Source organism: Cupriavidus sp. FW306-1B-F12B (assembly GCF_058781795.1).
Genome location: NZ_JBYSXC010000009.1, coordinates 215501 through 236743, shown reverse-complemented (window position 1 = coordinate 236743; position 21243 = coordinate 215501). Strand labels below are relative to the sequence as shown.

The 21243-nt window shown below is 68.3% G+C and carries 22 protein-coding genes; 17 read left to right on the top strand and 5 right to left on the bottom strand.

Annotation, left to right across the window (positions count from 1 at the left end; genetic code table 11):
* Nucleotides 1-2: 2 nt before the first annotated feature.
* A complete protein-coding gene (locus AC3WLE_RS17465; protein WP_492355813.1) occupies nt 3-2444 on the bottom strand; it encodes an LPS-assembly protein LptD in 2442 nt (813 codons plus the stop codon).
* Nucleotides 2445-2660: 216 nt separating this feature from the next.
* Between AC3WLE_RS17465 and AC3WLE_RS17460 the strand changes: the two genes are divergently transcribed.
* From AC3WLE_RS17460 to AC3WLE_RS17380, 17 genes are all read left to right on the top strand, one after another.
* A complete protein-coding gene (locus tag AC3WLE_RS17460; RefSeq protein WP_492317671.1) occupies nt 2661-3695 on the top strand; it encodes an aminoglycoside phosphotransferase family protein in 1035 nt (344 codons plus the stop codon).
* A 4-nt stretch (nt 3696-3699) separates the two neighbouring features.
* The gene (locus AC3WLE_RS17455; protein WP_492317672.1) at nt 3700-4503 is read left to right on the top strand and encodes an AzlC family ABC transporter permease; all 804 of its coding nucleotides are present in this window, start codon (nt 3700-3702) and stop codon (nt 4501-4503) included.
* Complete coding sequence (locus AC3WLE_RS17450) at nt 4500-4823, top strand: AzlD domain-containing protein (protein WP_010813881.1); 324 nt, start codon at nt 4500-4502, stop codon at nt 4821-4823. Before AC3WLE_RS17455 ends, AC3WLE_RS17450 begins: the two co-directional genes overlap by 4 nt.
* Nucleotides 4823-5566: an N-acetylmuramate alpha-1-phosphate uridylyltransferase MurU gene (gene murU, locus AC3WLE_RS17445; RefSeq protein ID WP_011614547.1), complete on the top strand. Its 744-nt coding sequence runs from the start codon at nt 4823-4825 to the stop codon at nt 5564-5566. Before AC3WLE_RS17450 ends, murU begins: the two co-directional genes overlap by 1 nt.
* Nucleotides 5567-5672: 106 nt before the next feature.
* A complete protein-coding gene (locus AC3WLE_RS17440; RefSeq protein WP_492317674.1) occupies nt 5673-7076 on the top strand; it encodes an aminopeptidase P N-terminal domain-containing protein in 1404 nt (467 codons plus the stop codon).
* Nucleotides 7073-7552 carry a hypothetical protein gene (locus tag AC3WLE_RS17435; protein ID WP_010813884.1) on the top strand — a complete coding sequence of 160 codons (480 nt, stop codon included), beginning with the start codon at nt 7073-7075 and terminating at the stop codon, nt 7550-7552. Before AC3WLE_RS17440 ends, AC3WLE_RS17435 begins: the two co-directional genes overlap by 4 nt.
* Nucleotides 7533-8771 carry a UbiH/UbiF/VisC/COQ6 family ubiquinone biosynthesis hydroxylase gene (locus AC3WLE_RS17430; protein ID WP_492355864.1) on the top strand — a complete coding sequence of 413 codons (1239 nt, stop codon included), beginning with the start codon at nt 7533-7535 and terminating at the stop codon, nt 8769-8771. The genes AC3WLE_RS17435 and AC3WLE_RS17430 overlap by 20 nt, the downstream gene beginning before the upstream one ends.
* Nucleotides 8772-9055: 284 nt before the next feature.
* A complete protein-coding gene (dusB, locus tag AC3WLE_RS17425; protein ID WP_454749237.1) occupies nt 9056-10117 on the top strand; it encodes a tRNA dihydrouridine synthase DusB in 1062 nt (353 codons plus the stop codon).
* Nucleotides 10114-10347, top strand: a complete 234-nt coding sequence (locus AC3WLE_RS17420) for a Fis family transcriptional regulator (RefSeq protein ID WP_010813887.1) — start codon at nt 10114-10116, stop codon at nt 10345-10347. Before dusB ends, AC3WLE_RS17420 begins: the two co-directional genes overlap by 4 nt.
* Nucleotides 10348-10369: 22 nt before the next feature.
* On the top strand, nt 10370-11944 hold the full coding sequence (gene purH / locus AC3WLE_RS17415) for a bifunctional phosphoribosylaminoimidazolecarboxamide formyltransferase/IMP cyclohydrolase (RefSeq protein ID WP_492355814.1): 1575 nt from the start codon (nt 10370-10372) through the stop codon (nt 11942-11944).
* 149 nt (nt 11945-12093) lie between these two features.
* Nucleotides 12094-12639: a crossover junction endodeoxyribonuclease RuvC gene (gene ruvC, locus AC3WLE_RS17410; protein ID WP_492351646.1), complete on the top strand. Its 546-nt coding sequence runs from the start codon at nt 12094-12096 to the stop codon at nt 12637-12639.
* A gap of 80 nt (nt 12640-12719) precedes the next feature.
* Nucleotides 12720-13952: a glycerophosphodiester phosphodiesterase gene (locus tag AC3WLE_RS17405; RefSeq protein WP_492317676.1), complete on the top strand. Its 1233-nt coding sequence runs from the start codon at nt 12720-12722 to the stop codon at nt 13950-13952.
* A 77-nt stretch (nt 13953-14029) separates the two neighbouring features.
* Nucleotides 14030-14611, top strand: a complete 582-nt coding sequence (ruvA, locus tag AC3WLE_RS17400; protein ID WP_010813891.1) for a Holliday junction branch migration protein RuvA — start codon at nt 14030-14032, stop codon at nt 14609-14611.
* 58 nt (nt 14612-14669) lie between these two features.
* Nucleotides 14670-15728: a Holliday junction branch migration DNA helicase RuvB gene (ruvB, locus tag AC3WLE_RS17395; RefSeq protein WP_010813892.1), complete on the top strand. Its 1059-nt coding sequence runs from the start codon at nt 14670-14672 to the stop codon at nt 15726-15728.
* A gap of 208 nt (nt 15729-15936) precedes the next feature.
* Entirely contained in the window at nt 15937-16530 is a 594-nt protein-coding gene (locus tag AC3WLE_RS17390) for a hypothetical protein (RefSeq protein ID WP_492317677.1), read from the top strand.
* 44 nt (nt 16531-16574) lie between these two features.
* On the top strand, nt 16575-17159 hold the full coding sequence (locus AC3WLE_RS17385) for a BPSL1445 family SYLF domain-containing lipoprotein (protein WP_010813894.1): 585 nt from the start codon (nt 16575-16577) through the stop codon (nt 17157-17159).
* Nucleotides 17160-17318: 159 nt separating this feature from the next.
* Nucleotides 17319-18044 carry a queuosine precursor transporter gene (locus AC3WLE_RS17380; protein WP_010813895.1) on the top strand — a complete coding sequence of 242 codons (726 nt, stop codon included), beginning with the start codon at nt 17319-17321 and terminating at the stop codon, nt 18042-18044.
* A gap of 2 nt (nt 18045-18046) precedes the next feature.
* Here AC3WLE_RS17380 and AC3WLE_RS17375 read toward each other — a convergent pair whose 3' ends face one another.
* From AC3WLE_RS17375 to tyrS, 4 genes are all read right to left on the bottom strand, one after another.
* Nucleotides 18047-18721: a histidine phosphatase family protein gene (locus tag AC3WLE_RS17375; protein WP_010813896.1), complete on the bottom strand. Its 675-nt coding sequence runs from the start codon at nt 18719-18721 to the stop codon at nt 18047-18049.
* A 63-nt stretch (nt 18722-18784) separates the two neighbouring features.
* Nucleotides 18785-19432, bottom strand: a complete 648-nt coding sequence (locus AC3WLE_RS17370; RefSeq protein ID WP_010813897.1) for a YbhB/YbcL family Raf kinase inhibitor-like protein — start codon at nt 19430-19432, stop codon at nt 18785-18787.
* A 51-nt stretch (nt 19433-19483) separates the two neighbouring features.
* Nucleotides 19484-19945 (bottom strand): D-aminoacyl-tRNA deacylase, encoded by a 462-nt coding sequence (dtd, locus tag AC3WLE_RS17365; protein ID WP_010813898.1) that lies wholly within the window; start codon nt 19943-19945, stop codon nt 19484-19486.
* A 10-nt stretch (nt 19946-19955) separates the two neighbouring features.
* Nucleotides 19956-21197: a tyrosine--tRNA ligase gene (tyrS, locus tag AC3WLE_RS17360; RefSeq protein WP_492317678.1), complete on the bottom strand. Its 1242-nt coding sequence runs from the start codon at nt 21195-21197 to the stop codon at nt 19956-19958.
* Nucleotides 21198-21243: the final 46 nt, after the last annotated feature.

Sequence of the window (21243 nt, the reverse complement as noted above, 5' to 3'; positions counted from 1 at the left end):
CGTCATTCATAGTGATCGAACTGGGTCGTCGGCACCGGCTTGGCCGACACCGGCTCATAGCCGGGCACGTTCAGGCGCAGGATGTTCAACGGGTTGGAACCGATCTTGGAAAGGCCACGGAACTCCACCTGCAGGAAGACCCGCCCGGTGTAGCCTTGCGTGGTGTTGCGGAAGCGCTGGTAGACCACGCGGCCGACCCAGCAGTCGGCGGCGTACTCGACGCCGGCCAGCGCATCGACCATCTGGCTCGCGGTCAGGTCGAAGGCAAAGCGTGCGATGCCGTAGGCACGGCGCGTGATCGGCCACTGGCTTGACACCTCGAACTGGTCGATCGCGGTGTTGTCGGTCACCGAAGTCGGGCGGCGGTAGCGGTAGCCTGCATTAATCACCTTGCGCGACTCGGGCCGGTAAGAGACCGCCACGTTGCCGTAGTTGATCCGGTCGCTGTCCGGGTTGTACTGCACGCCCGCGTCCAGGTAATAGCCGCGGAACATCTGGATGGTGGTGGCCGCCAGCAGGTCCGAGAAACCCGCCTTGGGATCCGCCAGCGTGCCGTTGATCTGCACGCGCTGGCCGGTGAAGTCGTAGCGCTGCGCGATGGTGCCACGGAAGCGCTCGATTCCGGTGTCGGCTTCGATCAGGCGCGTGGTCAGGCCGCCGGTCAGCTTGTTGTTGTCGGCGACGCGGTCGTAGCCGGTGAACGGGTTCTCGCTGAAGATCTGCCCGTAGCCGAAGTCGGACTGCACCGTGTCGAACAGCGGGAACTGGCTCTGGTCGCGGAACGGGGTGTACACGTAGAACAGGCGCGGCTCCAGCGTCTGCACATAGTTCACGCCGAACAGGCGGCTGACAGTCGGTGCTTCGCGCTCGAACGTCATGCCCGAATCCAGGCTCATGGTCGGCAGCACGCGCGAGAAGTTATTCTGCGCCGTAGGCGCATTGGAAGCCGCCTCCATCTGGTACTGCGCCGCGTTGAAGGTAACCTTCGGCGTCACGAACCAGCCCGCCCGCACGATCGGGTAGCTGATGCTCGGCTGAATATACATGCGCTCGCCCTGCGGCTGCTGGAAGCCGGTGGACGTCAGCGGAATGCGGAAGCGCGTATAGTCCGCTTCCACCTGCACGTCGAAACCGCCCAGGTCATAGCGGATGTACTTGCCGTTGAGCTGCGGCACGCGCTCGTACGAGGGTTCGCTGGGACGCAGCGTCTGGAACTTCTGCACCCGCGCCAGCAGCGTGAAATCCTGCCAGTTGTAGGTAACGCCGCCTTCTTGCGTGTACTGGCGTTGCGCGGACTGCGCAACGCTGCGGTTGAAGTCGTCCGGATATCGGTCGTCCGATACCCGGTTCACGTTCAGGTAGGCATTGAGCCCCTTGGCCAGGTTCTGGCTATGCTGGATCGAGTAGGCCCAGCGGTCCGAATTGGTCCTCTTGTCGTCCGGCAGGAACTCGGCGCGCAGGCGCCCGCTGTAGCCCTGACCGAGATAGCGGTACTCGCCGCCGAGCTGCAGGCCACGCTCGGTCATCAGCCGTGGATAAATGGTCAGGTCGCGGTTTGGCGCAATATTGACGTAGTACGGCGTGGTCAGGTCGAAGCCCGCACGCGAACTGTAGCCCATCAGCGGCGGCAGGAAACCGCTGCGGCGGTCGTCGTTCAGCGGAAAGCTGAACGCCGGCGCCGCCGCGATCGGCACGCCGAAGAAATTCAGCACGCCGCCGTAGGCCACGCCCACCTGGCGGTCGTTGTCCAGGTCGATCCGGTTCGCGCTGAAATACCAGTCGGCGTTGTCCGGCGAACAGGTGGTGTATGACGCGTGCCTGGCGGCGCTGCGGTCCTTGTCCAGGAAGTCGATGCGCTCGGCCTTGCCCGAGCCGCCGGTCTGCTGGAAATAATAGTCCGGCGACAGCATATAGCCTTCGTTGGCCTCGACCTTCATCCGCGCCTCGGGGCCGACCGCCAGCGTGCCGCTGCGCGACATGCGCACATTGCCCTGCGCGAAGGCTTCGTCGGTGTCCTGGTCGTAGGTCAGCTTGTCGCCCTTGATCGCACCGCCGTCACGGCGCAGCTCGGCATGGCCTTCCAGCTCGACGCCGCGCTCGCTGTAGCCGGTCATGCGGTCGGCCTCGATAAAGGTCGGGGCGTCGGAGCCGGCGTCAGACTGTTTGCCGGGTTCGGCAAGCCGCGGCACCAGTTCGCCGGATTCCACGGGAAGCGGCGGCGCTTTCGGAGCGGCTTCGAACACCGGCTCGACCTGGTCGAGATCGGGGATCGCCGAACCGGACATCTGCGCGTGTGCGCCGGCCGAAAGGCTGGCCATGGCCAGCACCAGCGGCCGCAGCGCGCCCGCGTGCAGGCCGCCGGCGCGCCTGGCTCGGGCAGGAACGCTGGTTGGGGCAGGCGAAGGCAAGGCCCTGTTGTTCGGTGATCGTCGTTGTTCGGTCATTCGCACGGGTTGTCAGTCTCGGCGTCGGCTGCGGCCCGCCTGCAAGCCGCCAGCCCCCGCCGGAGCAGGCTGCGGGGCACCGAATGGCCCCACCCGGAGGCCGCCCGGCGCCCGGGTCTGGTCGGGTATTATACGGGGCAACCTAGGGTCGCCTTCCCGCTTACTTTCGGTTTCATTTACGTTTCCACTCTGCGCCCGTTCCCCACACGTATCTGTATGGCAGCTCTCCCCCACGACCCGCGCCTGGACCAGCTCAAGGCCTGGGTATCCGGACTTGGCCCGACTTGGTCCGCCGATCCCGATTCCTGCGCCCCCGCCTCGGCCGACGCCAGCTTCCGGCGCTATTTCCGCGTCAGCACCGGCCATCCGGCGCATCCCACCGCCATCGTGATGGACGCCCCGCCGGCGCACGAGGACTGCCGCCCGTTCATCCACGTATGCGGGCTGTTCGGCGCGGCCGGCGTGACCGTGCCGACCGTGCTGGCGCAGGATCTGGAGCAGGGTTTCCTGCTGCTGGCCGACCTTGGCAACCAGACCTACCTGTCGCGGCTCGATGACTCCACCGCCCACGGCATGTACGCCGACGCGGCCGCCGCGCTGGTCCGCATCCAGGCCGCCACCCGCCCCGGCGAACTGCCGGCCTACGACCGCGCGCTGCTGCAGCGCGAGCTCGACCTGTTCCCGCAGTGGTATGTGGCCAGGCACCTCGGCGCCACCCTGACCGAGGCTCAGCAGGCGGACCTGCGCGAAGTGACTGAAGCGCTACTCGCCAATATCCTGGCGCAGCCGCAGGTCTACGTGCACCGCGATTTCCACTCGCGCAACCTGATGGTGCTCGACGGCGGCGCCAACCCGGGCGTACTCGACTTCCAGGACGCGGTGATCGGCCCGATCACCTACGACGCGGTCTCGCTGTGGCGCGACGCCTATATCGAATGGGACGAGGAGCAGCAGCTGGACTGGCTGATCCGCTACTGGGAGCGCGCGCGCAAGGCCGGCCTGCCGGTCAGCGCCGACTTTGGCGAGTTCTATCGCGATTTTGAGTGGATGGGCCTGCAGCGCCACCTCAAGGTGCTGGGCATCTTTGCCCGCCTGTACCACCGCGACGGCAAGGACGGCTACCTGGCCAACCTGCCGCTGGTGATGAAGTACACCCGCCAGGTGGCCGGCCGCTACACCGAACTGCGCAAGCTGATCCGGCTGCTGGACGCGCTCGAAGGCGTGGCCAGCCCGGCCGGCTACACGTTCTGACGCCGTGCCCGACAACCAGCCCGTTCTGCCCGACCACCGCGCGCCCGCCATCACCGCCGCCGGCGAATGGCTGGCCGGCGCGCGCGCGCTCGCGCCGATGCTGCTGGGCGTGGTGCCGTTCGGCCTGATCTACGGCGTGCTGGCCGTCGGCGCCGGCATGCCGGCGTGGCTGGCCTGCGCGATGAGCGTGGTTGTGTTCGGCGGCGCCTCGCAGATGATCCTGACCCAGTTGTGGACTGCCGGCACGCCGGCAGTGGTGATCACGCTGACGGTGGCCATGGTCAACCTGCGCCACGCGCTGTATTCCGCCACCATCGCGCCCACGCTCGCGCACCTGCCGCGGCGCTGGAAGGCGCTGATCGCCTACCTGCTGACCGACGAAGCCTTTGCCGCGATGACGCACCGGCTTGGCGACAGCGGCCCGCGCGCCCGCTACCGCCACTGGTACTACTTCGGCGGCGGCTTCGCGCTGTGGGCCAGCTGGCAGCTGTCGACGCTGGCCGGCGTGCTGGTCGGCGCCCAGGTGCCGCGCGACTGGCCGCTCGATTTCTTCCTGCCGCTGACCTTCATCGGCATCATCGTGCCGGGCCTGAAGCACCGCTCGCACGTGGCCGCGGCGCTGGCCGCCAGCGTGCTGGCGGTGGCATGCTACAGCCTGCCGCACAAGCTCGGGCTGATGGTGGCGGCGCTCGGCGGCATTGCCGTGGGCATGCTGGTGCTGGGCCGCGGCAACCGCCCCGGGCAACGCCCGGCCAGCCGTGGCGCCGATGCCACGCCAGGCGGAACAGCCGGCAAGGAGGCCGCATGAGTGCGATGACCCTGCTGTGGGTCTTCCTTGCCGCGGGCCTGGCAACCTTCCTGATCCGCCTGTCGTTCATCGCCGTGGAAGGCCGCGTGCGGCTGCCGTCGTGGTTCCGCACCGCGCTGCAGTTCGTGCCGGCAGCGATGCTGTCGGCGCTGATCGCCCCTGACCTGCTGATGCAGCATGGCGAGCTTGCCCTCACCCCCGCCAACGCGCGGCTGGTGGCCGGCGTGGTGGCCATCCTGATCGCCGCTCGAACCCGCAGCGTGGGCTGGACCATCGCCGGTGGCATGGCCGCGCTGCTTGCCCTGGAGGCTCTGTTCTGATGAAGGCCATGATCTTCGCCGCCGGCCGCGGCGACCGCATGCGTCCGTTGACCGATACCTGCCCCAAGCCGCTGCTGGCAGTGGGCGGCAAGCCACTGATCGTCTGGAAGATCGAGGCGCTGGCGCGTGCCGGCCTGCGCGACATCGTCATCAACCATGCCTGGCTGGGCGGACAGATCGAAGCCGCGCTGGGAGACGGCAGCCGTTTTGGCGTGCGGCTGGCCTATTCTGCCGAGGGCACTGCGCTGGAAACCGCCGGTGGCATCGCACAGGCCCTGCCGCTGCTGTCCGCGCACCCGGAGCGCGGCGAGATCTTCCTGGCCGTGTCGGGCGACATTTTCTGCGACTACGACTTCCGCAGGCTGTTGCCTCGCGCGCACGACATGGCCGGCGCGCCCGCCCCGCGCATGCACCTGGTGATGGTGCCCAACCCGGACTTTCACCCGAACGGCGACTTCACCTTGCAACCGAACGGGCTGCTGACGCTCGACGGGACACTGGCCAACGGTGGCGAACGGCTGACATTCGGCAATATCGGCCTGTACGACACGCGCCTCTTCACCGCCATCGAACCTGGCACCAAAATGCCGATGACACCCTACTACTGGGAGGCCATCGAGGCCGGCGCCGCTACCGGCGAACGCTTCGACGGACGCTGGGAGAACGTGGGCACGCCGGCGCAGCTGGCCGAGCTGGATGCGGCGCTTGCGACAGCAGCGCCTGTGGCGGCGCACGGGCGCTAGGTCGACTGACTGGGCGGGGGCTGGCAAGGCGCCCGGACGATCCCGCGGCCAGCGAGGCGCCAGCGGCGGTAGAATCGCCCTGATCCTCCTCATCCCAGGCCCTACCATGTCCTCACCCGACAACGCCCTCCTCGCCGCCTGCCGCGACCGCCGCGCCCGTGTGCTGCAGCACCTGCGCGCCGGCGGCGGCGGCGTGGCGATCCTGCCCACGGCGCCGGAAGCCATGCGCAACCGCGACAGCGACTACCCGTACCGGCACGACAGCTATTTCTATTACCTGAGCGGCTTTACCGAGCCCGATGCCGTGCTGGTGCTGGTGGCCGGCGCGCCGGGCGACCCCGCCGATGCCGACCGCAGCATCCTGTTCTGCCGCCCCAAGCATGAAGAGCGCGAGATCTGGGACGGTTTCCGTTTCGGCCCGGATGGCGCGCGCGCCGCGTTCGGCTTCGATGAAGCGCATTCGGTCGAAGAGATCGACGCCGCGCTCCCGCCGCTGCTGGCCAACCGCGCGCAGATCGCCTACCCGCTGGCCGACTCGACCCGCACCGACGTGCAGATGCGGCGCTGGATGGACGCCGTGCGCATGCAGGGCCGCGCCGGGGTGGCCGCGCCGTCGGTTGCGCTCGACATCCGCACCGTGCTCGATGAAATGCGCCTGTTCAAGGATGCCGGCGAGCTGGCCACCATGCGCCGCGCGGCGCAGATCTCCGCCGGGGCCCATGTGCGGGCCATGCAGGCCACCCGCGCCGGGCTGCGTGAATACCACCTGGAGGCGGAACTGCTCTATGAGTTCCGCCGCCATGGCGCGCAGAGCGTGGCCTATAACTCGATCGTCGCGGCCGGCCCCAACGCCTGCGTGCTGCACTACCGCGCCGGCCCCGCCGAACTGAGGGACGGCGACCTCTGCCTGATCGATGCCGGCTGCGAGTTCGACGGCTACGCCTCGGACATCACCCGCACCTTCCCGGTCTCGGGCCGCTTCTCGCCGGCGCAGCGAGAGCTGTACGACCTGGTGGTGGCCGCGCAGGACGCCGCCATTGCCGAGACCCGCGCCGGCGTGCCCTACAACGTGCCGCATGACGCCGCCGTGCGCGTGCTGGCACAGGGCATGCTCGATACCGGCCTGCTCGACCGCAACAAGGAGGGCACGCTCGACGATGTGCTCGCCAGCGGCAGCTACCGCCGCTTCTACATGCACCGCACCGGCCACTGGCTAGGCATGGATGTCCATGACGTGGGCGAATACCGCGTGGCCAGCCACGGCGGCGAAGGCGAGCGTCCGTGGCGACCGCTGCAGCCGGGCATGGTGCTGACCATCGAGCCCGGCATCTATGTGCGCCCGGCCGAGGACATACCCGAGCGCTATTGGCATGTCGGCATCCGCATCGAGGACGACGCCGTGGTCACCGAGGGCGACTGCGAGCTGATCACGCGCGGCGTGCCGGTGCTGGCCGACGAGATCGAGGCGCTGATGCGCGACAACGCGAGCGTTGCCGGAGGTCTGCGATGATCGGCTGGCTGCGCAGGATCTTTCCGGGCCAGGCCCGCAGCGGCAGCAATGCTGGCAGCGACCGCCGGCCCGATCCGTCCGAACCCTTCATCATCAACCTGTACGACGACCGCGTGGTGGTGCACCGCCCCGACGGCCAGCGCGAGGAAGTCGCCTGGGACACGCTCGAGCGCGTGGTGGTGCGGGTGTCCGACCGCGCGCCCTGGGCCGGCACGGCCTGGCTGATCCTGATCGGCACGCCCGATTCGGGCCAGGGCTGCGTGGCGCCGCTGAATGCCGCCAACCATGGTGCACTGCTTGAGCAGCTGCGCGCACTGCCGGGTTTCAACCACCAGAAGCTCGAGAACGCGCTGCGCGACGCTGCGGCCGGCAAGTCGCGCTCGGATGCGATCTGCTGGAAGCGCGATGCGGCAGCACCAACGGAGGCGGATGCGGGTCATGCAGGAGGCAGCGACGATGCCGGCCGCGCAGCCTGATTTCCAAAGCCTGCGCGATATCGCCATCGTCGGCGGCGGCCCGGTCGGGCTGGCGCTGGCCTGCCAGTTGCTCCGCACTACCGGCTGGCGCCTGACACTGGTCGATGCCGCCACGCCGGCGCGCGCCGCGCGCGATCCGCGCGCGATCGCGCTGTCGCATGGCAGCCGCCAGCTGCTGGAGCAGATCGGCGCCTGGCCGGTGCCCGGCAGCCCGATCGAGCATATCCATGTCTCGCAGCGCGGCCGCTTCGGCCATGTGCGGCTGCACCATGACGACTACGGCGTGCCGGCGCTCGGTTACGTGGTCCGCTACGGCGACTTGTGCGAGGCACTGGAGCGCGCGCTCGCCCATGCCGCGCAGGCGGCGGGCGAAGGCCGGCTGCAGCGCGTGTTCGAGACCCGCATCGACCAGATCGCACAGGAGCCCGCGCCGAGCGCCGCGGACGATCCCGATGCCGGCGCCGTGCGACTGGCCGGCACCGGCCACGACGGCCAGGTGGAGCACCTGGCCGCGCGCCTGGTGGTGCAGGCCGAGGGCGGGCTGTTCCACCAGCAGGCCGCCCACCAGGGTCGCGGCGCGCGCACGCGCGACTATCGCCAGACCGCGCTGATCGCCCATGTGACCTGCTCGCGCCCGCAGCCGGGCTGGGCCTGGGAGCGCTTTACCGACGAAGGCCCGCTGGCGCTGCTGCCGCACGAGGAGCACGGCGTGCCGGGCTATGCGCTGGTGTGGTGCTGCCCGCCGGACCAGGCCGCGCGGCGCATCGCGCTGCCGGAAGCGGAGTTCGCGGCGGAACTGGGCCGGGCCTTTGGCGACCGCATGGGCCATTTCACGCTGGCCGGCAAGCGCCATGCCTTCCCGCTCGGCCTGAATGCGGCCCCGGTGACCGTCAACGGCCGCGTGGCGGCCGTCGGCAATGCCGCGCAAACGCTGCACCCGGTGGCCGGACAGGGGCTCAACCTGGGCTTGCGCGACGCCTTCGCGCTGGCCGATTCGCTGCGCAGCGCCTGCACGCCGCAGGCGCTGCAAGCCTTCGCCAGCCGCCACCGGCTCGACCGCGCCGTCACCATCGGCGTGACCGACCTGCTGCCACGCGTGTTCGGCATCTCCTACCCGCTGGCCGCGCACGCGCGGGGCGCGTCGCTGGCCGTGCTGGCCTGCCTGCCGCCGCTGCGGCACGCGCTGGCGCGCCACATGATGTTCGGGATGCGTCGCTGACCTCGCCAGTGGCGCAAGCGCCACGCGCATGGCGGCGTTTGCGCCACGGTCCCTGCCGGGTTGCGCTCCGGATGCTCAAATCTTGGGCAATGGCGATGGTTTGGCGGTAGAATCCTGCCCTCGCACATGTCCCGATCCAACGCCGGCAGCAGTTTCGGCAGGGGCATGTTTTTCCGTTTCGTCTTCCGTCTCAGAGCAGGCTGTCCCGATCCCTTCCCTGGCGCCATCCGCGCCGCGAGGGCGCTACGGTCACCGGGACGGCCTCTCAGAACCGCCGCCCAACCGTGCAGATCGGACCTCACCAACTCCGCAACAACCTGTTTGTCGCCCCGATGGCGGGCGTGACGGACCGGCCCTTCCGCCAGCTGTGCAAGCAGCTCGGCGCGGGCTATGCGGTGTCGGAAATGGTGGCGTCCAACGCACAGCTGTGGAAGAGCGAGAAAACCATGCGCCGCGCCAACCACGCCGGCGAGGTCGAACCCATCGCCGTGCAGATCGCCGGCGCCGAGCCGTCGATGATGGCCGAGGCCGCGCGCTACAACGTGGACCGCGGCGCGCAGATCATCGACATCAACATGGGCTGCCCGGCCAAGAAGGTGTGCAACGTCGCCGCCGGCTCGGCCCTGCTGCAGAACGAGCCGCTGGTGGTGCGCATCGTCCAGGCCGTGGTCGGCGCCGTGGGCGACCGGGTGCCGGTCACGCTGAAGATCCGCACCGGCTGGAACCGCGAGAACCGCAATGCGCTGCGCATCGCGCACATGGTCGAGGATGCGGGCATCAGCATGCTGACCATCCACGGCCGCACCCGCGCCGACCTGTACCACGGTGACGCCGAGTACGAGACCATTGCCGCGGTCAAGGCAGCGGTCTCGATCCCGGTGGTCGCCAACGGCGACATCACCACGCCGCAGAAGGCCAAGCAAGTGCTGGCGCTGACCGGCGCGGACGCGATCATGATCGGCCGCGCGGCGCAGGGCCGGCCCTGGCTGTTCCGTGAGATCGAGCACTTCCTGAAGACCGGCGAGATGCTGCCGTCGCCGGAAGTGGCCGAGATCCGTGCCATCATGAATGCGCACCTGGAAGACCACTACGCTTTCTATGGCGAATTCACCGGCGTGCGCACCGCGCGCAAGCATATTGCCTGGTACACGCGCGGGCTGCGCGGCGCCAACCTGTTCCGCCACCGCATGAACACGCTGGAGAGCACCGCCGAACAACTGGCGGCGGTCAATGCGTTCTTCGACGAGCAGGCGCAGATCTCTGACCGGCTGGTGTACGTGGACGACGCAGCACAAGACCAAGACGAAGCGAACAACAACAAAAACGGGGAGTTGCTTGCCGCATGAGCCGCAACGCTATCGACCAGTGCATCCGGGAAAGCCTGGACACTTATTTTCGCGACCTGGACGGCGAAGAGCCGTCGAATATGTACAACATGGTGCTCGAGGCGGTCGAACGGCCGCTGCTGGAAGCCGTGATGGTGCGCGCCGAGCGCAACCAGTCGCTGGCCGCCGCCTATCTGGGCATCAATCGCAATACGCTGCGCAAGAAGCTGCAGCAGCACGGTTTACTTTGAATTTGAAGCGTCTCCCACAGCCATGATCAAGCAAGCCCTACTCTCCGTTTCCGACAAGACCGGCATCGTCGATTTCGCGCGCGAACTGAACGCGCTCGGCGTCACGCTGCTTTCCACCGGCGGCACCGCCAAGCTGCTGGCCGACAGCGGCCTGCCCGTGACGGAGGTGGCCGACTACACCGGCTTCCCGGAAATGCTCGACGGCCGCGTCAAGACGCTGCACCCGAAGGTGCACGGCGGCATCCTGGCGCGCCGCGACCTGCCCGAGCACATGGCCGCGCTGGCCGAGCACGACATCCCGACCATCGACTTGCTGGTGGTGAACCTGTACCCGTTCCAGCAGACCGTGGCCAAGGATGACTGCACCCTGCCCGACGCGATCGAGAACATCGACATCGGCGGTCCGACCATGCTGCGTTCGGCGGCCAAAAACCATCGCGACGTGACCGTGATCGTCGACCCGGCCGACTATGCCGTGGTGCTCGACGAAATGCGCGCCAACGCCAACAGCGTCGGCTACGACACCAATTTCCGCCTGGCCACCAAGGTGTTCGCGCACACCGCGCAATACGACGGCGCCATCACCAACTACCTGACCAGCCTCGGTGCCGACAAGTCGCACCAGGGCCGCAGCGCCTACCCGCAGACGCTGAACCTGGCCTTCGACAAGGTGCAGGAAATGCGTTACGGCGAGAACCCGCACCAGTCGGCCGCGTTCTACCGCGACCTGAAGGCCGTGGACGGCGCGCTGGCCAACTACGTGCAGCTGCAGGGCAAGGAACTGTCGTACAACAACATCGCCGACGCCGATGCGGCCTGGGAATGCGTCAAGTCGTTCGACGCCGCCAGCGGCGCCGCCTGCGTCATCATCAAGCACGCCAACCCGTGCGGCGTGGCGCTCGGCGCGAATGCGCTGGAAGCCTATGACAAGGCCTTCAAGACCGATTCGACCTCGGCCTTCGGCGGCATCATCGCCTTCAACGTCGAGCTGGACGAAAGCGCCGCGCAGGCCGTGGCCAAGCAGTTCGTCGAAGTGCTGATCGCCCCGTCGTTCAGCGCCGGCGCGCGTGCCGTGTTCGCGGCCAAGCAGAACGTGCGCCTGCTCGAGATCCCGCTGGGCAAGGGCATCAACCAGTATGACTTCAAGCGTGTCGGCGGCGGCCTGCTGGTGCAGAGCCCGGACGCCCGGAACGTGCAGCCGTCCGAGCTGCGCGTGGTGACGCGCCGCCACCCGACCCCGAAGGAAATGGACGACCTGATGTTCGCCTGGCGCGTGGCCAAGTTCGTCAAGTCCAATGCCATCGTGTTCTGCGGCGGCGGCATGACGCTGGGCGTGGGCGCGGGCCAGATGAGCCGCGTCGATTCGGCCCGCATCGCCAGCATCAAGGCGCAGAACGCCGGCCTGACGCTGGCCGGCTCGGCAGTGGCATCGGACGCGTTCTTCCCGTTCCGTGACGGCCTGGACGTGGTGGTCGACGCGGGCGCGACCTGCGTGATCCAGCCTGGCGGCTCGATGCGCGACGACGAAGTGATCGCCGCCGCCGACGAGCGCGGCATCGCCATGGTGGTGACCGGCACGCGGCATTTCCGCCACTAAGCACTGGCAGTGCTTGCAGTCTTGCCTGGCAAGGCCGCCGGCTCCCGAAGCGGTTTCGTTCTCCTGCAAGGGAAAGCGAAACCGCTTTTTGCATTAGGTGCCGGCGCAAAAGGCAATACACTAGCGACGGCATCCACCCTACCCACCCAATGCGAATCCTAGGCATCGACCCCGGCCTGCGCACCACCGGCTTCGGCGTGATCGAGAAGCACGGCAACAAGCTTGCCTACGTGGCCTCGGGCACGATCAAGAGCGACGGCAATTCAACGCTGCCGGAACGGCTGAAGACCCTCTACGACGGCATCAGCGAAGTGTCGCGCACCTATGCACCCGACTGCGCCGCGATCGAGAAGGTCTTCGTCAACGTCAACCCGCAGTCCACGCTGCTGCTCGGCCAGGCCCGCGGCGCGGTGATCTGCGGGTTGGTGGGCTACGGCTTGCCGGTGTTCGAGTACACCGCGCTGCAGCTGAAGGTGGCGGTGGTCGGCTATGGCCGCGCCAACAAGGCGCAGGTGCAGGAAATGGTGACGCGGCTGCTGATGCTGCCCGGCCAGCCCGGCAGCGATGCGGCGGATGCGCTCGGCGTGGCGATCTGCCATGCCAACGGCAGCGATACCCTGGGCACGCTGTCGGGCCTGGCGCCCGACCTGGTGCGCAAAGGCATGCGCGTGCGGCGCGGGCGGCTGGTCGGCTGAGCACGCCAGCGGCTGGCGCTTGCTGCGCCCGCTTCCCCATCTTTTACAATCGGGCCTTGGTCTCACCACAGGAACGCTGCATGCCTAGCCAGTCCCGATTGAGCGCGCCGCGCCGGCGCCCCAGCCTCTTCCCTGTTCTTGCCTTCCGGCGCTGGCTGTTTCCGGCCGCCGCGGCCTGCGCCGCGCTGGTCGCGGGCTGCGCCACCGCGCCGCGCCCTAAGCCCGTGTCCGCGGCTCCGGTGCCGGCACCCACCGCGAGCGCTGCGCCTGCGGCCGCCGCCACCCAGCCTCCCAAACCGCTGGTGATCGCCCATCGCGGCGCCAGCGCACTGCGCCCCGAACATACGCTTGCCGCCTACGCCAAAGCCATCGAGGACGGCGCCGACGCCATCGAGCCCGACCTGGTCATGACACGCGACGGCGTGCTGGTAGCGCGCCACGAAAACGACATCACCGGCACCACCAATGTGGCCGAGCTGCCGCAGTTTGCCGAGCGCAAGCGCACCAAGGTGATCGACGGCGAGCGCGTGAGCGGCTGGTTCACCGAAGACTTCACGCTGGCCGAGCTCAAGACGCTGCGCGCGCGTGAGCGTATCCCGCGCCTGCGCCCGGACAATGCGCGCCTGAACGACCAGTTCGAGGTGCCGACCTTCGACGAGATCGTGCGCCTGGCCGAGCAGGCTGCGCTGCGCACCGGCAAACCCATCGGCATCTACGCGGAGCTGAAGCACCCGAGCTACTTCCGCGGCATCGGGCTGCCGCTCGAGGACAAGCTGGTGGCCGCGCTCCGGGCACAACCCTACCTGCGCAACGCACCCGTTTTTATCCAGTGCTTCGAGACCGGCAGCCTGCGCGCGCTGCGGCGCACGCTTGGCAGCGGGCAGCCCAACGTGAAGCTGGTGCAGCTCATCGGCAACCCGCGCAAGGGCCCGGCCGACTGGAAGCTGGCGGGCGACGGCCGCACCTTCGGCGACATGCTGGGCGCGACCGGCCTGCGCGAGGTGGCGGCCTATGCCGACGGCATCGGCCCCGAGAAGAGCAGCGTGGTGCCGCGCGATGCGCAGGGCGCGCTGGCTGCGCCGACGCCGGTGGTGCGCCAGGCGCATGCTGCCGGGCTGTTCGTCCATCCCTACACCTTCCGTCCGGAAAACAGCTTCCTGCCCAAGGCGCTGCAGACCGGCGGCGACGACGCCACGCGCAGCCCGTCCGGCATGGAGCGGGAGGTGCAGGCCTTTATCGCGGCCGGCATCGATGGCTTCTTCACCGACGACCCGGCGCTGGGCCGGCGCGCGGTGGATACGCCGGCGCGCTGACCCGGCCGTGCGGCCGCTGGGCTACACTTGCGGCCGCCTGTTCCCTGACCCCCACCTTCCATTCCCTCCTCCGCACCATGATCGGACGCATCGCCGGCACCCTTATCGAGAAGAATCCCCCGCACCTGCTGGTCGATTGCCACGGCGTCGGCTACGAGGTGGACGTGCCGATGAGCACCTTCTACAACCTGCCCGCGGTGGGCCAGCCGGTGACGCTGCTGACGCAGCTGATCGTGCGCGAGGACGCGCACCTGCTGTACGGCTTCGGCACCGCATCGGAGCGCAACACCTTCCGCGAGCTGATCAAGATCACCGGCATCGGCGCGCGCATGGCACTGGCGGTGCTGTCGGGCATGTCGGTGCCCGAGCTGGCGCAGGCCATCACGCTGCAGGAAGCCGGCCGCCTCACGCGCATTCCCGGCATCGGCAAGAAGACCGCGGAGCGGCTGCTGCTCGAACTCAAGGGCAAGCTGGGCGCGGAGCTGGGCCACGTGCCGGGCACGCCGGCGGTGCCGGACAGCGCCGTCGACGTGCTCAATGCGCTGCTGGCGCTGGGCTACTCGGAGAAGGAAGCCGCCGCCGCGATCAAGCAGGTGCCGGCGGGGACCGGCGTGTCGGATGGCATCAAGCTGGCGCTCAAGGCATTGTCCAAGGCTTGAGACCTGCATAGGCGCGTAGAATGGCGGATTGTTGCCGCTGTCCGGGCCCCTGACCACCATGATCGAAACTGACAAGCTTGCCGCCCCCGCCCGCGTAATTGCCGCCACCCCCGCCTCGTCGCAGGAGGAGGCGTTCGAGCGCGCGCTGCGGCCCAAGCTGCTGGACGAATATGTCGGCCAGGAAAAGGTGCGCGGGCAGCTCGATATATTCATGCACGCCGCGCGCAACCGGCGCGAGGCGCTGGACCACGTGCTGCTGTTCGGCCCGCCGGGCCTGGGCAAGACCACGCTGGCCCACATCATCGCGCGCGAGATGGGCGTCAACCTGCGCCAGACCTCGGGCCCCGTGCTGGAGCGCCCGGGCGACCTGGCCGCGCTGCTGACCAACCTGGAAGCCAACGACGTGCTGTTCATCGACGAGATCCACCGGCTCTCGCCGGTCGTCGAGGAAATCCTGTACCCGGCGCTCGAGGACTACCAGATCGACATCATGATCGGCGAGGGCCCGGCGGCGCGCTCGGTCAAGCTCGACCTGCAGCCGTTCACGCTGGTGGGCGCCACCACGCGTGCCGGCATGCTGACCAACCCGCTGCGCGACCGCTTCGGCATCGTGGCGCGGCTGGAGTTCTATACCGCCGATGAGCTGGCCCGCATCGTCACGCGCTCGGCGCAGCTGCTGCATGCACGCATCGATCCGCAGGGCGCGCTGGAAATCGCCCGGCGCGCGCGCGGCACGCCCCGTATCGCCAACCGGCTGCTGCGCCGGGTGCGCGACTACGCCGAGGTCAAGGGTGACGGGAACATCACCCGCGCCATGGCCGACGCGGCGCTGGCCATGCTGGACGTGGACAGCGTCGGCTTCGACCTGATGGACCGCAAGCTGCTGGAAGCCGTGCTGCACAAGTTCGGCGGCGGCCCCGTGGGCGTGGACAACCTGGCCGCGGCCATCGGTGAGGAGCGCGACACCATCGAGGACGTGCTCGAGCCCTACCTGATCCAGCAAGGCTACCTGCAGCGCACGCCGCGCGGGCGCGTGGCCACGGCCGCCGCCTACCGGCATTTCGGCCTGGCCAACCCGCAAGGCAGCGGCGCCAGCGAGCTGTTCGGCGACGCCTGACAGGCGAGCTGCAGCGCAGAACTGACGCCTTGGCAGGGCCCCGGCGCAGCACCAATTAAACGTTTTAATTTCGCGCTCCAAATTTTTTCGAAGTGGATTGCTGGCCCGTGGCCGATTGTCCACAATGGCTTTATCGGCACCGGCCCGGTGCTGCGATGGCCGCGCCCCGCCAGGCACGGCACCTTTACAAATACGTCAAGGAAAGCCAATGATTCGCCATTCGTCCAGCCTGCTCGCCGCAGCCCTCGCCGCCACCGCGTTCGCCGCCGGCAGTGCCAACGCCCAGCGCCCGCCGGCGCCGGTCGGCGTGGCCGAAGAGGCGGTCATCAGCGGCAAGATCGTCGATATCGATCCCCAATCCAAGGCCGTGCTGGTCCAGGGCCCGCGCGGCAACGTGGTCGAACTGGTGGCTGGCGACGAAGCCCGCAACTTTGGCCAGATCCGCAAGGGCGACATCCTCACGGTGGCGCGTGGCGCCGCGCTGGTCGCCGCGCTTGAGCCGGTCGACAGCAAGGCCACCGCACTGGCCGAATCGGTCGACCGCACCACGCGCGCCGCCGAGGGCGGCAAGCCCGGCATCATGCGCGAGATCACCACCACAGTGACCGCACAGATCACCAAGGTCGACCCGGCCAAGCGCCTGATCACCTTCCGCGGTCCGCGCGAGACGCTGCGCACCGTGAAAGTGCAGGATCCGGCCATCGACCTGAACGGCATCAAGCAGGGCCAGATGGCCAAGATCGTCTACCGTGAAGTCGTGGCCATTACGGTCAAGGCACCCGCGGCAGCCGCAGCCAACTGAGCCACTGAGCCAGACGCGGTACTTTTCCCATCAGGAGGTTACCTATGAATCGTCGCCACTTTGTTACCCGGGTTGCCGGATCGGGCCTGCTCGTTGCCACCGCAATGGCGGCAGGCTGCACCACCACCGGCACCAGCGCCTCGAAGGACCCGGTCGCCAAGAAGCAGGAAATCGATGCAGGGGTGGACGGAGCGCTGAACCGGCTGTTCTCCGCCAATCCCGGCGCACGCGACCTGGCGCAGCGTGCGCAAGGGGTCCTGGTGTTCCCGCGTGTCATCTCGGCCGGCCTGGTGGTAGGCGGCGAGTACGGCGAGGGTGCGCTGCGATCGAAGGGCGCGACGGTCGGCTACTACAGCACGACGCAGGCCTCGGTCGGGCTGACCGCCGGCGGGCAGTCCAAGGCCGTCATCATCATGTTCATGACCCCGGAGGCCTACAACAAGTTTGTTGCCAGCAAGGGCTGGACCGCCGGCGCCGATGCCAACGTGGCGGTGGCCAAGGTCGGCGCGGACGGCAGGCTCGACACCCTGACCAGCCAGCAGCCGGTGATTGCCTTTGTGCAGACCAATGCCGGCCTGATGTTCGACGTCTCGGTAAACGGCTCCAAGATCAGCAAGCTGGATATCTGACCCGGCTGCGCCGCTCCACCTGAAGTTCCCGGCTTCGGCCGGGAATTTTCATTTCAGGCGGCCGCAGCAACGCTTGCGCACGCCGCGGCAGAATCCGGGGCCCGCTGGCATAATCGCGCCCAAAACACCGCGCGCCAGCGCGTCCGACCGGGAGCCCCCATGTCCGCCATCCCCGCCAGCGCAGGCCCCGCCGGCCGCGTCTACCGTTACTATGACTTCGTCATGGTGGCCTTTGTCACCGTGCTGCTGTGCTCGAACCTGATCGGCGCGGCCAAGGCGGCACAGGTGACGCTGCCCGTGATCGGCACGGTGACCTTCGGCGCCGGCGTGCTGTTCTTCCCGATCTCCTACATCTTCGGCGACGTGTTGACCGAGGTCTACGGCTACGGCCGCGACCGGCGCGTGGTCTGGGCCGGCTTTGCCGCGCTGGCTTTCGCCACCTTCATGAGCCTGGTGGTGCTGAACATGCCGGTCGCGCCCTTCATGGCGGACTACCAGAAAAGCCTGCAGGACGTGTTCGGCAACACCTGGCGGATTGCACTCGGCTCGCTGATCGCCTTCTGCTGCGGCAGCTTCACCAACAGCTACGTGCTGGCCAAGATGAAGCTGTGGACCTCGGGGCGGTGGCTGTGGACGCGCACGATCGGCTCCACGCTGGCCGGGGAGCTGGTCGACTCGTCGCTGTTCTACGTGATCGCCTTCTACGGCATCTGGCCGCTGGAGAAGGTGATCCAGGTGGCAGTGGCGCAGTACGTGCTGAAGACCGGCTGGGAAGTGGTGATGACACCGGTGACGTACAAGGTGGTGGGGTTCCTGAAGCGGGCCGAGAACGAGGATTATTTCGACCGCAATACCGACTTCACCCCGTTCCGCGTCCGCGTGTAGCGCTAAGGCACGCGCCGGTCCACCTCGTCCAGCGCCAGGTTTTCAAGGTGGCTGACATCGCCCCACTGCGCCAGCGTCAGGTGGCTGCTGTCGCTGCGTAGCCGGTTGACGCTGGCATTGAGCAGTTCATGCTGGCGCGGCGCTTCCAGCGTCATGCCGGTGGCCTCGCGGTACAGGCAGTCGAGCACGCCGCCGTGCGCCACCAGTGCGATACGCTCACCGGGATGCCGGCGCGACAGCGCCAGCACCACCTCGACCGCGCGCTCATGGAAGCCCAGCAGCGACTCGCCTTCAGGCGGTGCGTAGTCCGGAACGCGCGCCTGCCAGCGGGCGAAATCCTCGGGCAGGTGCTCGGCCACTTCGGCGTAGGTCTTGCCCTGCAGCGTGCCGTAGCTGCGCTCGCGCAGGCGCGCATCGGGGCGCACCTGCAGCCCGAGCACCTCGGCCAGCGGCGCAGCGGTTTCCATCGCACGCGACAGGTCGCTGGCATAGACCGCATCGATCGGCTCGCCCGCCAGCGCCGTGGCCAGCGCGCGCGCCTGGGCGCGGCCGGTCTCGTTCAGGGGAATGTCGAGCTGGCCCTGCAGCCGGCGCTCCCGGTTCCAGGCCGTTTCGCCGTGGCGGATCACGATCAGGTGGGTATAGGCCAGCGAATGCGGCCCGGGGCTTTGCGACATGCCGTTTCCTTCGGGATTTCCTTGAGGCCGGCGCCGCGCGGCTGGCGCGGCGCCGGCCAGGCGTTATTTCGCCAGATTAGGGTTCAGCGTATAGGTGCCGGTGAGGCTGGCCTGCGCCAGCACATGGCCCTGGATCGCCTCGCGCACCTGCGCGCCGGTGAAGGTGCCATCGAGCGGCAGCCGGTCGATGTCCAGCGCATACAGCGTGAACACGTAGTGGTGCAGCAGCGTGTCGTTCCACGGGGGGCACGGGCCGTCATAGCCGTAGTAGTCGCCCTTCATGTCGGCATCGCCGGCGAACCAGCCGGTGTAGTCGTTGATGCCGTGGCGCAGGCCGCCCGCAGTGGCGGTGCCGCCGGTGGCTTCGGGGCCCGGCTTGCCGCGCGCGATCACGCCGTCGCTGTGCGAGCCCGCCGCGATCGAGGTCAGCCCCGGCGGGATGTCGACCAGCACCCAGTGGAAGAAGTCCACGCGCGGCAGCGCGGCCGGCACTTCGCGGCCTTCCTGGTTGACGTCGTCGCCCTTGCTGGGGACGTCGCGGTCGTGGCAGATCAGCACGAACGAGCGCGTCTCGGCCGGGGCGTCTTCCCAGCGCAGGTCGGGATTGCGGTTGTTCGACAGGGCCACGTGGGCAGCGGCGTCGGGCACGCAGAAGGCGAACTCGCCGGGAATCGGCGCGTTGTCGTTGAAGGACTTGCTCCAGAGTTTCATTTGTCTCTCCTGTCTTGATGCCGCGCCGGAGCGCGGCAGCTTGAAATCTGTTCAGGCCGGCGGCACCCGCAGCCAGAAGGTGACCGGGCCGTCGTTGACCAGGCTGACCTGCATCATCGCGCCGAACTCGCCGGTCTGCACTTGCGGATGGGCGGCGCGCGCCTGCGCCACGAAATGCTCGTACAGGCGCCGGCCGTCCTCGGGCGATGCCGCGGGCGTGAAACTCGGCCGCGTGCCGCTGTTGGTATCGGCCGCCAGCGTAAACTGCGACACCACCAGCAGCCCGCCGGCGTTGCCGTTGCCGTCCATGTTCTGCACCGGCAGGTTCATCTTGCCGGCCGCATCGGAAAACACCCGGTACGACAGCATCTTGGCCAGCAGCCGCTCGGCCTGCGCCTCGGTGTCGCCGCGCTCGGCGCAGACCAGCGCCAGCAGGCCGGCGCCGATTTCACCGGTGGTGCGGCCTTCGACCGTGACGCGGGCCTGGGCCACCCGCTGGATCAGCGCGATCATCCCGGCCGCCTCAGGCCAGCGTCACGCGCGCGAAGCGGCGCTTGCCGACCTGCACGACATAGGTGCCCGCCGCCACCCTGGTGGCCTTGTCGCTGACCGTGGCGCCGTCGATCTTGACGCCGCCCTGCTCGATATTGCGGTTGGCTTCCGAGGTGGACGGCACCAGGTTGGCCTGCTTGAGCAGCTGCGCGATGCCCAGCGGCGCGCCAGTCAGACTCACTGCCGGGATATCGTCCGGCACGCCGCCGCGGGCGCGGTGGTTGAAATCTTCCAGCGCCTTCTCGGCATCGGCCTGGCTGTGGAAGCGCGCCACGATCTCCTGCGCCAGCAGCACCTTGCAGTCGCGCGGATTGCGGCCCAGCGCGATTTCCTGCTTCATCAGCTCGATCTCGGCCAGCGGGCGGAACGACAGCAGCGTGTAGTACTGCCACATCAGGTCGTCCGAGATGCTCATCAGCTTGCCGAACATCTCGTTGGGCGCCTCGGTCACGCCGACGTAGTTGCCCTTTGACTTGGACATCTTCTCGACGCCGTCCAGGCCAACCAGCAGCGGCATGGTCAGGATGCATTGCGGCTCCTGGCCGTATTCCTTCTGCAGCTCGCGCCCGACCAGCAGGTTGAACTTCTGGTCGGTGCCGCCGAGCTCCAGGTCTGACTTGAGCGCGACCGAGTCATAGCCCTGCATCAGCGGGTAGAGGAACTCATGCACGGAGATCGGAATCCCGGAGCGGAAACGCTTGGTGAAGTCGTCGCGCTCCATCATGCGCGCCACGGTGTACTTGGCCGCCAGCTGGATCATGCCGCGCGCGCCCAGCGGATCGCACCACTCGCTGTTGTAGCGGATTTCGGTGCGGGCCGGGTCCAGCACCAGGCTGGCCTGGCGGTAGTAGGTCTGGGCGTTGGCCTCGATCTGCTCGCGCGTGAGCGGCGGGCGCGTGCTGTTGCGGCCCGACGGATCGCCGATGGTCGAGGTGAAGTCGCCGATCAGGAAGATCACCTGGTGGCCGAGGTCCTGCAGCTGGCGCAGCTTGTTCAGCACCACGGTGTGGCCGATATGGATGTCGGGCGCGGTCGGATCCAGGCCCAGCTTGATGCGCAGCGGCACGCCGGTGGCCTCGCTGCGCGCCAGCTTCTGCGCCCACTCGGATTCGATCAGCAGTTCGTCGCAGCCTCGCCTGGAGACTTCCAGGGCCTGCATCACCGACGGCGTCAGGGGGTATTTGGCCGTGGGGCCCGTGGCAACTTCAGTCATGACGTAAGTCTTTGAAATACTTGAAATTTTAGGAAATTTCCTGACA

Coding starts and splice junctions, on each gene's coding strand:
- ruvC (WP_492351646.1), top strand. CDS start 12,094: ATGCGAATCCTAGGCATCGACCCCGGCCTGCGCACCACCGGCTTCGGC.
- murU (WP_011614547.1), top strand. CDS start 4,823: ATGAAGGCCATGATCTTCGCCGCCGGCCGCGGCGACCGCATGCGTCCG.
- dtd (WP_010813898.1), bottom strand. CDS start 19,945: ATGATCGCGCTGATCCAGCGGGTGGCCCAGGCCCGCGTCACGGTCGAA.
- AC3WLE_RS17385 (WP_010813894.1), top strand. CDS start 16,575: ATGAATCGTCGCCACTTTGTTACCCGGGTTGCCGGATCGGGCCTGCTC.
- AC3WLE_RS17390 (WP_492317677.1), top strand. CDS start 15,937: ATGATTCGCCATTCGTCCAGCCTGCTCGCCGCAGCCCTCGCCGCCACC.
- ruvA (WP_010813891.1), top strand. CDS start 14,030: ATGATCGGACGCATCGCCGGCACCCTTATCGAGAAGAATCCCCCGCAC.
- AC3WLE_RS17450 (WP_010813881.1), top strand. CDS start 4,500: ATGAGTGCGATGACCCTGCTGTGGGTCTTCCTTGCCGCGGGCCTGGCA.
- AC3WLE_RS17405 (WP_492317676.1), top strand. CDS start 12,720: ATGCCTAGCCAGTCCCGATTGAGCGCGCCGCGCCGGCGCCCCAGCCTC.
- AC3WLE_RS17430 (WP_492355864.1), top strand. CDS start 7,533: ATGCCGGCCGCGCAGCCTGATTTCCAAAGCCTGCGCGATATCGCCATC.
- AC3WLE_RS17380 (WP_010813895.1), top strand. CDS start 17,319: ATGTCCGCCATCCCCGCCAGCGCAGGCCCCGCCGGCCGCGTCTACCGT.
- AC3WLE_RS17435 (WP_010813884.1), top strand. CDS start 7,073: ATGATCGGCTGGCTGCGCAGGATCTTTCCGGGCCAGGCCCGCAGCGGC.
- AC3WLE_RS17370 (WP_010813897.1), bottom strand. CDS start 19,432: ATGAAACTCTGGAGCAAGTCCTTCAACGACAACGCGCCGATTCCCGGC.
- ruvB (WP_010813892.1), top strand. CDS start 14,670: ATGATCGAAACTGACAAGCTTGCCGCCCCCGCCCGCGTAATTGCCGCC.
- AC3WLE_RS17465 (WP_492355813.1), bottom strand. CDS start 2,444: ATGACCGAACAACGACGATCACCGAACAACAGGGCCTTGCCTTCGCCT.
- AC3WLE_RS17460 (WP_492317671.1), top strand. CDS start 2,661: ATGGCAGCTCTCCCCCACGACCCGCGCCTGGACCAGCTCAAGGCCTGG.
- AC3WLE_RS17440 (WP_492317674.1), top strand. CDS start 5,673: ATGTCCTCACCCGACAACGCCCTCCTCGCCGCCTGCCGCGACCGCCGC.
- AC3WLE_RS17375 (WP_010813896.1), bottom strand. CDS start 18,721: ATGTCGCAAAGCCCCGGGCCGCATTCGCTGGCCTATACCCACCTGATC.
- purH (WP_492355814.1), top strand. CDS start 10,370: ATGATCAAGCAAGCCCTACTCTCCGTTTCCGACAAGACCGGCATCGTC.
- tyrS (WP_492317678.1), bottom strand. CDS start 21,197: ATGACTGAAGTTGCCACGGGCCCCACGGCCAAATACCCCCTGACGCCG.
- AC3WLE_RS17420 (WP_010813887.1), top strand. CDS start 10,114: ATGAGCCGCAACGCTATCGACCAGTGCATCCGGGAAAGCCTGGACACT.